Genomic DNA, 12,686 nt, shown 5'->3' with positions numbered 1-12,686 from the left:
GCGCCCTATCGGCGCGGCGCGGCGAGGGCCGCGCCGCCGACCGCTATCCTTGGTTGCCAGCTTCCCCGCTGCACGACATGACACCGGGCCGGCGTCCCAGCCGGCGATTCCCTACGCCTGGGGAGCGATGCGTTGTACCTGAAGAGCCTGACGCTCCGTGGTTTCAAGTCTTTCGCCTCGTCGACGACGTTGCAGCTCGAGCCCGGCATCACCTGCGTGGTGGGGCCGAACGGTTCGGGCAAGTCGAACGTCGTCGACGCGTTGGCCTGGGTCATGGGCGAACAGGGTGCGAAGTCGCTGCGCGGCGGCAAGATGGAGGATGTCATCTTCGCCGGCACCGCCGGCCGCCCGCCGCTCGGCCGTGCCGAGGTCATGCTCACCATCGACAACACCGACGGCGCCCTGCCGATCGAGTACGCCGAGGTGACGATCAGCCGGCTGATGTTCAGGTCCGGCCAGAGCGAGTACTCGATCAACGGCAACCCGGCCAGGCTGCTCGACGTACAGGAGCTGCTCTCCGACTCCGGTATCGGCCGCGAGATGCACGTCATCGTCGGCCAGGGACAGCTCGACCAGGTCGTGCTCGCCACCCCTGAGGACCGGCGCGGTTTCATCGAGGAAGCCGCCGGCGTGCTCAAGCACCGCAAGCGCAAGGAGAAGGCGCTGCGCAAGCTCGACGCGATGCAGGCCAACCTGACCAGGGTCTCCGACCTGACCGCGGAGATCAGGCGCCAGCTCAAGCCGCTCGGCAAGCAGGCGGAGGTGGCGCGCAAGGCGGCGGCGATCCAGGCGGACGTCAGGGACGCGAAGCTGCGCCTGCTCGCCGACGACCTGGTGACGTTGCGCACGCAGCTGGAGCAGGAGGTCGCGGACGAGGCAGCGACCAAGCAGCGCAGGCAGACCGTCGAGGCCCAGCTCGGCGCCGCGCAGCGCCGTGAGGCGGAGCTGGAGGAGCAGGAGCGCGAGGCCGCGCCGTACCTGAACCGGACGCAGGAGGTCTGGTACCGGCTGACCTCGCTGCGGGAGCGGTTCCGCGGCACCGCAGGGCTGGCCGCGGAGCGGGTGCGGCACCTGGCCGAGGAGCCGGAGGAAGAGGGCTCCGGCCAGGACCCCGACGCGCTCGAGGCCGAGGCCCGTGAGGTACGTGAGCGCGAGGCCGGCCTGCACGCGGAGCTGGAGACCGCCCAGGAGGCGCTGGCGGACGCGGTGGACCGCCGCGCCGCGACCGAGTCGTCCCTGGACGAGGAGGAGAAGCGGGTGGCCGGCGCGCAGCGGGCCGCGGCCGACCGCCGCGAGGGTCTGGTGAAGCTGCGCGGCGAGGTGCAGGCGATGCGCAGCCGTGCGTCCGCGGCGGCCGCCGAGATCGGCCGGCTGAGCACCTCGCTGGAGGACGCTAAGCACCGTGCCGAGCAGGCCAGGCAGGAGTACGCGGCCATCGAGGGCACCGTGGTGGGGCTCGACGAGGGCGAGGTCGACCTCGACGCACAGCACGAGCAGGCCGTCCTCGCGCACGAGGCCGCGCAGCAGCGCGTGCAGGAGCTGCAGCAGGAGGTGCAGGAGGCCGAGCGCGACCGCGCGGCACACACCGCCCGCAAGGAGGCGCTCGAGCTCGGGTTGGCCAGGAAGGACGGCGCAGGCGCACTGCTCGCCGCGTCCGACGAGGTGTCCGGGTTGCTCGGCACGGTGGCCGCGCTCGTGACCGTGCGGGCCGGTGCGGAGACCGCGGTGGCGGCGGCGCTCGGCGCCGCGGCGGACGCGGTGGCCGTCGACTCGGTGGCGTCGGCGTCCGCGGCACTCAGCTGGCTGAAGGACGGCGACGCCGGCCGCGCCGACGTCCTCGTGGGGTCCGGCGAGGGCGCCGCGCGCAGCGGCTGGCCGGAGCCGCCCGCCGGCGCGCAGTACGCGTACGACCTGGTGGACTGCCCGGACACCATGCGTCCGGCGCTCGCCGGGGTGCTCGACCGGGTCGTCGTGGTCGACGACCTCGCGAGCGCGAGACAGCTGGTCGAGGCCGGCGCCGTGGTCGACGCGGTCACCCGGTCAGGCGACCTGCTCGGTCGGCACCGCGCCCGCGGTGGCTCGGAGAGCACGCAGAGCCTGATCGAGGTGCAGGCCGCGGTCGACGAGGCGACCGAGCAGCTGCACGAGGCGCAGCACCGGGGCGAGCGGGCGACGTTCGCGCTGACCTCCGCGCGCGAGGAGCTGACCGCCACGGAGCGGGCGGTGGAGGAGGCGCTCGACCGGCTGCACGAGTCGGACGCGCAGCTGTCCGCCGTCACCGAGCAGCTGGCGCAGCTGGGTTCTTCGGCGCGTGCGGCGACCGCGGAGGCGGAGCGGCTGGAGCGGTCGATCGAGACCGCGGAAGAGGCGCGTGACCACGACCTGTCCGGCCTCGCCGAGCTGGAGGAGCGGCTCACGGCGGCCGAGGAGCTGCCGGACGAGGACGACGAGCTCGACACCGGCTACCGCGACCGGCTGCGTACCACGGTCGAGACCGCCCGCTCGGCGGAGATGGAGGCGCGGCTCGCCGTCCGTACCGCCGAGGAACGGGTGCGGGCGCTGCGCGGGCGTGCGGACCAGCTGGAGCGGGCCGCTGTCGCGGAGCGCGCGGCGCGTGAGCGCGCGGTACGCAGGCGCGAGCGCAGGCGGCAGGAGGCCGCCGTCGCCGAGGCGGTCGAGCACGGCGCGAACTACGCGTTGGCGTGCATCGAGCTGTCGCTGGCACGCGCGGCCGAGGAACGCGAGGCGGCGGAACGCGCACGCACCGCACGCGAGGGCGAGTTCAAGGCGCTGCGGGCGACGATCAGGGACCTGACCGGTGAGCTGGACAAGCTGACCGACGTGATGCACGGCACCGAGCTGGCCAGGACCGAGCAGCGCGCCAGGATCGAGCAGCTGGAGCAGAAGGCGCTCGACGAGCTCGGCATCGAGGTCGGCGCGCTCGTCTCCGAGTACGGCCCGGACTGCCCGGTGCCGCAGGTCGACGAGAACGGCGAGCAGGCCGAGCCGATCATGTACGACCGCAAGGCGCAGGAGAAGCGACTCAAGGCGGCCGAGCGCCAGCTGTCGCTGCTCGGCAAGGTGAACCCGCTGGCGCTCGAGGAGTACGCGGCGCTGGAGGAACGGCACCAGTTCCTCAGCGAGCAGCTGGAGGACCTGAAGGCCACCCGCCGCGACCTGTTGACCGTCGTGCAGGAGGTCGACGAGCGGATCGAGCAGGTGTTCCGCAGCGCGTACGAGGACACCGAGCGGGAGTTCCAGAACGTGTTCTCCCGGCTCTTCCCTGGCGGCGAGGGTCGGCTGGTGCTGACCGAGCCGAACGACATGCTGACGACCGGCGTCGAGGTCGAGGCGCGGCCGCCGGGCAAGAAGGTGAAGCGGCTCTCGCTGCTGTCCGGTGGCGAGCGGTCGCTGGTGGCGATCGCCATGCTGGTGGCCATCTTCAAGGCGCGCCCCAGCCCGTTCTACATCCTCGACGAGGTCGAGGCCGCGCTCGACGACACGAACTTGCGGCGGCTGCTCGGCATCCTCGAGGAGCTGCGGGAGTCGAGCCAGCTGGTGGTGATCACGCACCAGAAGCCGACCATGGAGATCGCCGACAGCCTCTACGGCGTCAGCATGCGCGGCGACGGCGTCACGTCGTTGATCAGCCAGCGGATGCGCGAAGCCGAGGCGGTCTAGCCGATGGCGGACGAGCGGGCGTTCGACGCCGTGCTCTGTGACTTCGACGGCGTACTCCGTCGGCACGACGATGCGGCGGTGGAGCAGCTGGAGGGGAAGTACGGCGTACCGCCTGGCACGCTGCTCGCGACGGCCATGGCCGAGGAGCTCCTCCGGCCGGCGATCCTCGGCGAGGTCAGCGACGACGAGTGGCGGCGCAACGTCGCCGTGCAGCTGCTGCCGGAGTACTGCATCGAGGTCGCGACCGACCTCGTCGCCGACTGGAGCGGCCTGGTCGGCGCCGTCGACCCGCAGGTGCGCGCGTTGCTCGCCGAGGTGCGCGCGGCCGGCGTGCGCGTGGTGTTGATGAGCAACGCGACCACGCGGCTGGAGGACGAGCTCGAGGTGCTCGGCATCGCGGGCGACATCGACATCGTGGTGAGCTCCGCCCGGCTGGGGGTCGCGAAGCCCGAGCCGGCCGCCTACTTCGCGGCCGCGCAGCTCGCCGAGGCGGACGTGACGCGCTGCCTGTTCGTGGACGACGCGGCCATCAACGTCGAGGTCGCACAGGCGGTCGGGATGCAGGGCCACGTCTACACCGGTGCAGACGAGCTCCGCACCGCGCTCGAGCTGTCCTAGCCCCGACCACGCGGTGAGACGTATGCCACACGGCCCGGTGTGTGCCGCCTGCCCGGTTCGCCGGATTGTTGTCAATCGATGCGGTAAACGAGATCATGGAGCCTGGCGTCTGGCTGGTGTGATGCAATAATAGGTGCGGGGGTAAGAACCAGATGCTCGTGATGTTCATCGTCCTGCTCGTTCTCCTGGTGCCAGCACTCATAGTCCTGGCCTTCGCTGCGTATCCGCGGCAGGGTCATCGGCTGCCACCGGGTCTCGACCCGTACCCGCGGGTCGAGCGCGCGCAGGAGCGGCTGCGTCCGCACGCCAAGCGGTTCCGCCCGGTGGCGGACCGGGTGGCGTCCGCGGCGGAGCGCGCCACCCCGGCCGTGGACAAGGTGCGCACGGCGGTCGAGCACACCGATGCGCGGCTGCAGTATCTGGTGGGGGAGGGCCCGACCCGTAAGTCACCACCACCGCCCGCGACGCCGGCAAGGCCGGCCCAGGTAGCGGGTGCTGCGTTCGAACCGGTGGCGCCCCGGCCCAGCGAGGCGCAGGGGGCGAAGCTGATGCGCGCGACGCCGCCGCCACCGATGCCCGCGCTGCCACCGCGCCCGATGGTGGCCAAGGCACCCGCGAAGCCCAAAACGAAGATCCTCGCCAAGTCGGCGGCGAAGGCAGGGACGAGGGCGCCGCACTGACCGGCGACCTGCCCTCCTGCCGGGGGCTGTCGCAGACTCGGGGTGCTGGTACCCACCGTTGAGCCGTAATGAAAGACTCCGTGTCCGTGGCTGAATACCTTCCCCTCGTCATCGCGATCGGCGTCCTCGCTCTGCTCGTAGTCGTCGTCGGTCTCGTCGTCGGTGCGCGCCGGCGGTCGGGTACGTTCGCGCCCGGCTCGACCGCGGTGGAGGCCGAGGAGGACACCGCCGCGCAGCCGGCGGCCGACGCCGCGGCACCCGCCACGGCGGAGCCGGTCACCGAAGAGGTCGAGGTGCCCGCGCTCGCAGCCGGCCGGCTGGTGCGGCTGCGGGCCAGGCTCGCGCGTTCGCAGAACACCCTTGGGCGTGGCCTGCTGACCCTGCTGTCGCGCGACACCCTCGACGACGACACCTGGGACGAGGTCGAGGAGAACCTCATCGCCGCGGACGTCGGCGTGGCCGCGACCCGGCAGATCGTGGACAACCTGCGCACCAGGGTGCGGGTGCTCGGCACCCGTACGCCGGACCAGCTGCGCGCGCTGGTGCGCGAGGAGCTGCTGTACCAGCTGGGCGACTTCGACCGCACCGTGCATGCGGTGCGCCACGACGGCAAGCCTGCGGTGGTGCTCGTCGTCGGCGTGAACGGCACCGGCAAGACGACCACGGTCGGCAAGCTCGGCCGGGTGCTGATCGCCGACGGCCGGCAGGTGCTGCTGGGTGCGGCGGACACCTTCAGGGCAGCGGCCGCCGACCAGCTGGAGACCTGGGGCCGCCGGGTGGGGGCGGAGACCGTCCGCGGCGACGAAGGTGCCGACCCGGCGAGCGTCGCGTTCGAGGCGGTACGCGACGGCGCCGAGCGCGAGGTCGACGCGGTGCTCGTGGACACCGCCGGCCGGCTCCATACAAAGCAGGGCCTGATGGACGAGCTCGGCAAGGTGAAGCGCGTCGTGGAGAAGCAGGCAGCCGTCGACGACGTCCTGCTGGTGCTCGACGCGACGACCGGTCAGAACGGGCTCACCCAGGCGCGGGTGTTCGCCGAGGTGGTGGACGTCACCGGTCTCGTGCTGACCAAGCTGGACGGTACGGCGAAGGGCGGCATCGTCATCGCGGTGCAGCGGGAGCTAGGCGTGCCGGTGAAGCTGGTGGGGCTGGGCGAGGGGCCCGACGACCTGGCGCCGTTCGTGGCGGAGGAGTTCGTCGACGCCCTGCTCGCCGAGGACTGACCGGCAGGGGGCACAAGAAAGGGGCCCGGTCGGGAGAGCCCTCACTTCACCCGACCGGACCCCGTGTGAGGTTGCCACGTAACCCCCCGAGAGCTACGTGGTCATTTACATAGGCAACGGTGGCAGTTCGATACCCAGCGAGCCCAACAGCGTAGTTACGGCGCCAAGCAAACCGGACAGCAGACCCATAGCTCCCCCTCTCACACGTAAGACCAACTATCACTGGCTGTGATACTTGATTGCTCTGTGTGATCACCATAGGGAACATGTCTCCGCTTGGGAACCCTCTCGGGAAAATTGTTGATCTTGCCCCCGCCTCACGGCAGGCCCAGGTCAGCGGGCCGCCGGCCGTTCCTCGGCGGTGTCCGCGGCGGCCGCGCGGCGGCGTCGGCGCAGGCCGAGGCACAACACGGCGGACACGGCGATGACGGCGATCGGCAGCGCCAACGTGACGTGCATGGCGTCCACGAAGCCGTGCGTGTAGACGGCGTGCGCGAGCCGGCCGAGCTGCTCGGCCAACGGTTCCGGCAGCCCCTTGGGGATCGGTAGCTTGCCGCTGTCGTGCCCGCCGACCTCGAGCCCGCCGGCGCCCGCGTCGTCGAAGCCGGCGACGAATCGTGCGCGGGTCCCGGGCGGGAGCTGGTCGGCCCGCGCCTGCGCCTGCTCGTGCATCGCGTCCGCGAGCCGGTTCTGCAGCACGGCGCCGACCGCGGCGCCGCCGACCACGCCGCCGAGCTGCCTGATGGTGTTCTGTACGCCCGCGGCGGCCCCGGCCAGACGCGGCGGGATGTTGCGCATGGCCACCGTCTGCAGCGGAGCGAAGATGCCGCCCATGCCGAAGCCCGCGATGATCAGGCCGGCGAGGAAGTCCCAGCGATCGGGGTCGGGTTCTGTGCTCGCGACCACCAGACCGATCCCCGTGGCGAACAGCACGAAGCTGGCGATGAGGATGTACTTCCCGCCGATACGGTCGGCCAGCCGCCCGGTGAACGGGGCAAGCACCATGGCCATGAGCGACATCGGGGCGATGGTGAGCCCGGCTGCGAGTGCCGACATGCCGAGCACGGACTGCAGGTACAGCGTCAGCGGCAGGAAGACCCCCAGCAAGCCGAAGGTGAGCGTGCCCGCGGCGACGCTGGTGATGGTGAAGTTGCGATCGCGGAACACCTCGAAGGGGAGCAGTGGCTCGCTCTTCTGCAGCGTTGCCAGACGAGGAACCCGACGAGCAGCACGGCGCCGACGCCGAGCACCAGCGGGATGCTGACGACCCCGCGGATCGTGCCCCACCCGTACCGTTCGCCTTCGAGCAGGCCGAAGGTGATGGCCGTGAGGCCGGCAGAGGCGAGCAGTACGCCGAACAGGTCCAGCCGGTGCTTGCGTCCGGGACGCAGGTCGGGCACCACGAGCAGCGACATCACCATCGCGACTACGCCCACCGGGAGGTTGACGAAGAAGATCCACCGCCAGTCCCAGGTCGTCACCAGGTAGCCGCCAAGCGTCGGCCCGGCCACCGTGGCCACCCCCGCGACACCGCCCCAGGTGCCGAACGCGGCGCCGCGGCGGTCCGGCGGGAAGATCGTGGTGAGGATGGTCAGCGTCTGCGGTGTGATCGCGGCGCCGCCGATGCCCCTGCACTACGCGGGCGGCGATCAACTCGCCGGGGCTGCGCGCGAGGCCGCAGGCGGCCGAGGCGAGTATGAACAGGACGAGTCCGCCGAGGAACATCGTGCGCGGCCCCGGCGATGTCACCCAACCGGCCGGCCGTGATGAGCAGCACCGCGTAGACGAGGACGTACGCGTTGACCACCCACATGGCCTCGTCCAGCGACGTGCCGACCTTGTCGATGATGTCCGGCAGCACGACGTTAACGATCGTCGTGTCGAGCAGGATCATGAAGAAGCCGAGACACAGGGCGACGAGCACGAGCCACGGGTTCCGCTCGCGGCCGTTCTCCGTGGTCATCGGCGGCTGGCCTCTTCCGTCTCGTTGCGGGTGTCGCACGCCCTGGGGCTTCCATGATGGCGAGCCTCGGCAGGCCACGGTCACGCAGGCCGCGAATTGAGGCTTGACAAACTGACAGTGTCATAGTGACAGTGTCAGTATGGAGATGTACACGCTTGCCGAGCTGACCGAACGTGCGGGGCGCGCCCTCGACGCGCTCGGCGTACGTGCCGGCAACCGCCGGGTCCGGCAGCGGCCGGACGCCCGGACGGTGCGCTACTACACCCAGCACGGGCTGGTCGACCGGCCGCTGCCGGTCGGGGGTCGCGAGGCGCGCTACGGCGGCCGCCACCTGGCGCAGGTCGTCGCGGTGAAGCGGCTGCAGGCGGCGGGGGTGAGCCTCGCCGACATCCAGCGCCGGCTCGCTGGCGCGTCGTGGCGCGAGCTGCTTGCCGCGATCGGTACGGGCGCCGAGCGGGCGCTCGACGTGGCCGCGTCGATACGGCCACCGCTGACCTGCGGCAGTGGGCTGCGCGTCGACGACCGGCCGGCCGATCGGGCGCGGGATGCCGCCGAGCCCACGCAGGACGGTGCGACACCGGCGGGCGGCAGCTTCTGGCGTACCCACCCGGCCGTCGCAGAGCCGGACACCATGCCACTCGAGGCCGGTCGGGCCCGTACGGCGGTGGTGCTGCCGCTCGCGGACGGCGTCGAGGTCAGCGTCGAGGTCGGCGCCGGCGCTGAGGTCGCCGACGTGGACCTCGAGCTGCTCCGCTCCGCCGCCCGCCCGTTGCTCGACCAGCTCCACCGGCTCGGCCTGCCCACGCATCGCGAAGAAGGGACATCCGCATGACAGTGACCGAAGGCGCCGCCCCACAGGTCTGTGGCCGGTTGGGTGACGAGCACGGCTCGTTGCCGCTGGTGGCCGTGGCGATCGAAGGCGACATCCGCGACCTGGTCGCGACGACCGTGGTAAAGCAGACCTTCCGCAACACGAGGACCACGGGGATCGAGGCGACGTACGTCTTCCCGCTGCCCGATCGCGCGGGGGTCACGTCGTTCGTCGCCGACCTCGCCGGCCGGGTCGTGGAGGGCCGGCTGGACGAGCGCGGCAAGGCGCGCGAGGAGTACGACCAGGCGCTGGCCGCGGGCCACCGCGCGGCGATCGCCGAGGAGGACCGGCCTGGCGTCTTCACCATCCGGGTGGGCAACCTGCAGCCGGGCGAGGAGGCGGTCGTCACGCTGACCCTGACAGGTCCGCTGCCGGTGGAGGACCAGGCGGCCGAGTACCGGTTCCCGCTCGTCGTCGCCCCGCGCTATGTCGCGGGTACGCCGATCGACGGGCCAGGTGTCGGTGGCGGGGTCGTCTCTGACACCGACCGGGTGCCGGACGCCAGCCGGGTCACCCCGCCGGTGCTGCTGCCCGGGCAGGAAGGCCCGGTGCGGCTGTCGCTGCGGGCGACCCTGCGGGTGGCCGGGCTGCGCGCGGACCAGCTGACGTCGACGTTGCACGACGCCGACGTGACGGCGGTCGACGACGGCATCGAGGTCGCGTTGCGGCCGGGGGAGCGGCTCGACCGCGACGTCGTGCTGCGCTGGCCGATCGCGGCCGACCGGGTGCGTACGTCCGGGCTGCTCGCCGCGGACGACGGTGGTCCCGGCGGGACCTGGCAGGTGACCGTGGTGCCCCCGGAGCTGCCTGCCGCGCAGCGACCGCGGGACGTGGTGGTCGTGCTCGACCGGTCGGGCAGCATGGGCGGCTGGAAGATCGTGGCGGCCAGGCGGGCGGCGGCGCGGATCGTCGACTCGCTCGGCACGGCGGATCGCTTCGCCGTCCTCGCGTTCGACAACGAGGTGGTGCAGCCGCCCGGTGAGCCAGGGTTGCGGGCGGGCACCGACCGGCAGCGGTGGGCGGCCGTCTCCTGGCTGGGCGAGCTCGAGGCGCGCGGCGGTACCGAGATGCTCGCCCCGCTGCGCGAAGCCGTCCGCGTGCTCGGCACCGAGCCGGCGGGGGAGCGGGAGCGGTACGTCGTGCTGGTGACCGACGGACAAGTCGCCGGCGAGGACGAGGTGCTGCGCGTACTGGCGCCGGCGGCGGGGACGACGCGGGTGTTCACCCTCGGGATCGACCGGGCGGTGAACGCCGGCTTCCTGCGCCGGATCGCGGCCATCGGTGCGGGGCGGTGCGACCTGGTCGACTCCGAGGACCGGCTCGACAACGTGCTGGCGGGGCTGCACCGCAGGATCTGCCCGCCGTTGGCGACCGGCCTCACCGTCACCGCCGACGGGGTGGCGCTGCTGCCAGAAGAGACCACGCCTGGCCGTGCGCCCGACCTGTTCCCCGGGGTGCCGATCACGCTCGCCGGCCGGGTGGCCGCGATGCCCGCCGGCGAGGTGCGGCTGACCGTGCGTGGTGCCGGTATGGCCGACGAGACCGTGCCGGCCGTCCCGACGGCGAACGTGGCGGTACGCACGGGGTGGGCCCGCGCGCGGGTGCGCGACCTGGAGGACGCCTACGCCGCGCACCGCGGCGACGACGCGCTCGCGGAGCGGATCGTCGCGACGTCGCTCGACCACCGGGTGCTCAGCAGGTTCACCGCGTTCGTGGCGGTCGACCGGTCGCGGGTGACCGAGTCGGGCGCGCAGCCGGTCGTGCAGCCGGTGGAGCTGCCCAGCGGGTGGCAGCAGCCCGGCGGGCCGCAGCCGATGGCCGCAGCCCTGGCCGCGCCGATGGCGGCGGCCGGGCCGGCGGGTGCCGTCCCTCGCTCGGTGCGAGCGGGGTCGCGTAAGGCGGAGTCGGTCGAGCCGCCGCTGGACGCGTACCAGGACCGGTTGACGCGACTGCTGGACCGCCTCGCGGCGGGCGAGTCCTCCGCGAGCCTGCTCGCGGAGCTCGACGAGCTGCTCGACGACCTGGCCAGTATCGGAGCACCGGAAACCTGGCTGGCGCCACTGCGCGAACTGGCCGCGGCCCTGCGCTCAGGCGAGCGGGTCGAGCCGGCGATCACGAGTGTCCGCGAGCTGACACGGACGCACCGACCCCAGCGGCGCGCGGCGTTCTGGCGCAGCTGACGCCGCCGGGCCGGCCGTCCGGGGCTCCGGACGGCCGGCGGCGTGGACAGCCGGCAGCCACCGGAATATAGTTGCTAAAGCGCAACTAATGCGGAACGGCAACTACCGGAGGTCGGCGTGGACTACCGCGGGCGGCTGCTCGACCAGTTCCGCGCCATGCAGAGCGAGATGCTGCCGAGCGTCCTGCGGGTGTTCGACAACGACGACCACCGGTTGATCCACAGCGCGATGCTGGCCGCCATCGACGGCAGCGACGCGCTGACCGTCAACCAGCTGGCGCACCGCATCGGTCGGTCGGTGTCGCGTACCAGCCGGGTGGTCGAGCAGCTGGTGTCGCGCGGTCTCGTGGAACGCGTCGTCGACGCCGACGACCGCCGGGTGCGGCGGGTCCGCCTCACCGCGGACGGCACGGCGCTGCTGCGTCGCGTGCAGCAGCTGCGCGTGACCGCGCTGGAGGAGCTGGTGGATCACCTCACCGACGTCGAGCGCAAACAGGTGGTCGAGGCGATGGACCTGTTGGTCGTCGCGGCGAGGAGGTACGGGGATGGTGCACGTGCGGGCAACGGCTGACCAGTGGGTCGCGGGCCTTGCCGAGCTGTCCGGCCAGGCGGCCGAGCAGGTCGGCGGCAAGGCGGCCAACCTGGCGCGGATGCGGACCACTGGCCACGCCGTGCCGGACGGCTTCTGTGTCGCCGCCGAGGCGTACCGGGACGCACTCGCCGACGACCCGCGGATGCGCGCGGTGGTCGACGAGCTCGACCTGGTCACCGCCGAGGAGCCGGTGCGGCTGGCCGGCCTGGCCGAGCGCGCGCGGGCCGTCGTGCTCGACGCCGGGCTGCCGCAGCGGCTGCGTGCGGACATCGTCGCGTCGTACCACCGGCTGGGCGACGTCCCCGTCGCCGTACGGTCGTCGGCCACCGCGGAGGACCTGCCGCACGCGAGCTTCGCCGGCCTGCAGGACACTTACCTCGGCGTCACAGGTGCGGACGAGGTGGTGCTTGCCGTCCGGCGCTGCTGGGCGTCGCTGTGGACGGAACGTGCGGTGAGCTACCGGGTCACCAACGGCATCGACCACCGGACGGTGGCGATCGCCGTCGTCGTGCAGGTGATGCTCGACGCGACGGTCTCCGGTGTGCTGTTCACCGCGAACCCGGTGACCGGCAACCGGGCGGAGCTGGTGGTCGACGCGGCACCCGGTCTCGGCGAGGCGGTGGTCTCCGGCAGCGTCGTGACCGACCACTACCTGCTGCCCGCGGACGGCGCGGCCGCGGAGCAGGAGCACGGCTGCCTCGACGCGGCACGCCTCGCCGAGCTGCGCGACATCGGCGCGATGCTTCTATGTCGTGTCAAGCCGCTGACGCGGCGAGTTCGGGTGCACGGTGTGCGGCTGCCAGGGTGCGGAAGATCTGGCGGCTGGTGTAGCGCTTGAGGCAGCGGCGGATCTCTCTGGTCGTCTTGCCTTCGGCCAGG

At 72.4% G+C, this 12,686-nt stretch carries 11 protein-coding genes; 8 read left to right on the top strand and 3 right to left on the bottom strand.

Features of this window, described 5'->3' with window-relative positions; translation table 11 throughout:
• Nucleotides 1-132 precede the first annotated feature (132 nt).
• From smc to ftsY, 4 genes are all read left to right on the top strand, one after another.
• On the top strand, nucleotides 133-3,681 hold the full coding sequence (gene smc, locus GEV07_21345; protein ID MQA05160.1) for a chromosome segregation protein SMC: 3,549 nt from the start codon (nucleotides 133-135) through the stop codon (nucleotides 3,679-3,681).
• Between the two features lie 3 nt (nucleotides 3,682-3,684).
• Nucleotides 3,685-4,299, top strand: coding sequence for an HAD-IA family hydrolase (locus GEV07_21340; protein MQA05159.1), 615 nt, complete (start codon nucleotides 3,685-3,687; stop codon nucleotides 4,297-4,299).
• Nucleotides 4,300-4,451: 152 nt separating this feature from the next.
• Nucleotides 4,452-4,979 (top strand): hypothetical protein, encoded by a 528-nt coding sequence (locus tag GEV07_21335; protein ID MQA05158.1) that lies wholly within the window; start codon nucleotides 4,452-4,454, stop codon nucleotides 4,977-4,979.
• A 68-nt stretch (nucleotides 4,980-5,047) separates the two neighbouring features.
• Entirely contained in the window at nucleotides 5,048-6,202 is a 1,155-nt protein-coding gene (gene ftsY / locus GEV07_21330; protein ID MQA05157.1) for a signal recognition particle-docking protein FtsY, read from the top strand.
• Nucleotides 6,203-6,535: 333 nt separating this feature from the next.
• On the opposite strand, the gene GEV07_21325 is transcribed toward ftsY, so the two are convergent.
• Nucleotides 6,536-7,855: an MFS transporter gene (locus tag GEV07_21325; GenBank protein MQA05156.1), complete on the bottom strand. Its 1,320-nt coding sequence runs from the start codon at nucleotides 7,853-7,855 to the stop codon at nucleotides 6,536-6,538.
• A complete protein-coding gene (locus tag GEV07_21320; GenBank protein ID MQA05155.1) occupies nucleotides 7,794-8,165 on the bottom strand; it encodes a hypothetical protein in 372 nt (123 codons plus the stop codon). Before GEV07_21320 ends, GEV07_21325 begins: the two co-directional genes overlap by 62 nt.
• Nucleotides 8,166-8,310: 145 nt before the next feature.
• Here GEV07_21320 and GEV07_21315 point away from each other — a divergent pair, with 145 nt between their 5' ends.
• The 4 genes from GEV07_21315 to GEV07_21300 all read left to right on the top strand — a co-directional run bounded on the left by GEV07_21315 (nucleotide 8,311) and on the right by GEV07_21300 (nucleotide 12,645).
• Nucleotides 8,311-8,997 (top strand): MerR family transcriptional regulator, encoded by a 687-nt coding sequence (locus GEV07_21315; protein MQA05154.1) that lies wholly within the window; start codon nucleotides 8,311-8,313, stop codon nucleotides 8,995-8,997.
• Nucleotides 8,994-11,216, top strand: a complete 2,223-nt coding sequence (locus tag GEV07_21310) for a VWA domain-containing protein (protein ID MQA05153.1) — start codon at nucleotides 8,994-8,996, stop codon at nucleotides 11,214-11,216. The genes GEV07_21315 and GEV07_21310 overlap by 4 nt, the downstream gene beginning before the upstream one ends.
• 156 nt (nucleotides 11,217-11,372) lie before the next feature.
• A complete protein-coding gene (locus GEV07_21305; protein MQA05152.1) occupies nucleotides 11,373-11,786 on the top strand; it encodes a MarR family transcriptional regulator in 414 nt (137 codons plus the stop codon).
• Nucleotides 11,761-12,645: a hypothetical protein gene (locus GEV07_21300; GenBank protein ID MQA05151.1), complete on the top strand. Its 885-nt coding sequence runs from the start codon at nucleotides 11,761-11,763 to the stop codon at nucleotides 12,643-12,645. The genes GEV07_21305 and GEV07_21300 overlap by 26 nt, the downstream gene beginning before the upstream one ends.
• On the opposite strand, the gene GEV07_21295 is transcribed toward GEV07_21300, so the two are convergent.
• The coding region (locus tag GEV07_21295; GenBank protein ID MQA05150.1) for an IS110 family transposase at nucleotides 12,563-12,686 on the bottom strand (124 nt) is incomplete at its 5' end. The two genes, GEV07_21300 and GEV07_21295, sit on opposite strands and share 83 nt — an antisense overlap.

The organism is Streptosporangiales bacterium, assembly GCA_009379825.1.
Classification (GTDB): Bacteria; Actinomycetota; Actinomycetes; order Streptosporangiales; family WHST01; genus WHST01.
The sequence above is the reverse complement of the archived record's forward strand: the minus strand, read 5'-3'. Positions and strand labels throughout refer to the sequence as shown.

Bases quoted from the DNA above. Each gene is read 5' to 3' on its own strand.
- GEV07_21305 (MQA05152.1), top strand. From the start codon at position 11,373: ATGCAGAGCGAGATGCTGCCGAGCGTCCTGCGGGTGTTCGACAACGAC.
- GEV07_21315 (MQA05154.1), top strand. From the start codon at position 8,311: ATGTACACGCTTGCCGAGCTGACCGAACGTGCGGGGCGCGCCCTCGAC.
- GEV07_21300 (MQA05151.1), top strand. From the start codon at position 11,761: ATGGTGCACGTGCGGGCAACGGCTGACCAGTGGGTCGCGGGCCTTGCC.
- ftsY (MQA05157.1), top strand. From the start codon at position 5,048: ATGAAAGACTCCGTGTCCGTGGCTGAATACCTTCCCCTCGTCATCGCG.
- GEV07_21335 (MQA05158.1), top strand. From the start codon at position 4,452: ATGCTCGTGATGTTCATCGTCCTGCTCGTTCTCCTGGTGCCAGCACTC.
- GEV07_21320 (MQA05155.1), bottom strand. From the start codon at position 8,165: ATGACCACGGAGAACGGCCGCGAGCGGAACCCGTGGCTCGTGCTCGTC.
- GEV07_21340 (MQA05159.1), top strand. From the start codon at position 3,685: ATGGCGGACGAGCGGGCGTTCGACGCCGTGCTCTGTGACTTCGACGGC.
- GEV07_21310 (MQA05153.1), top strand. From the start codon at position 8,994: ATGACAGTGACCGAAGGCGCCGCCCCACAGGTCTGTGGCCGGTTGGGT.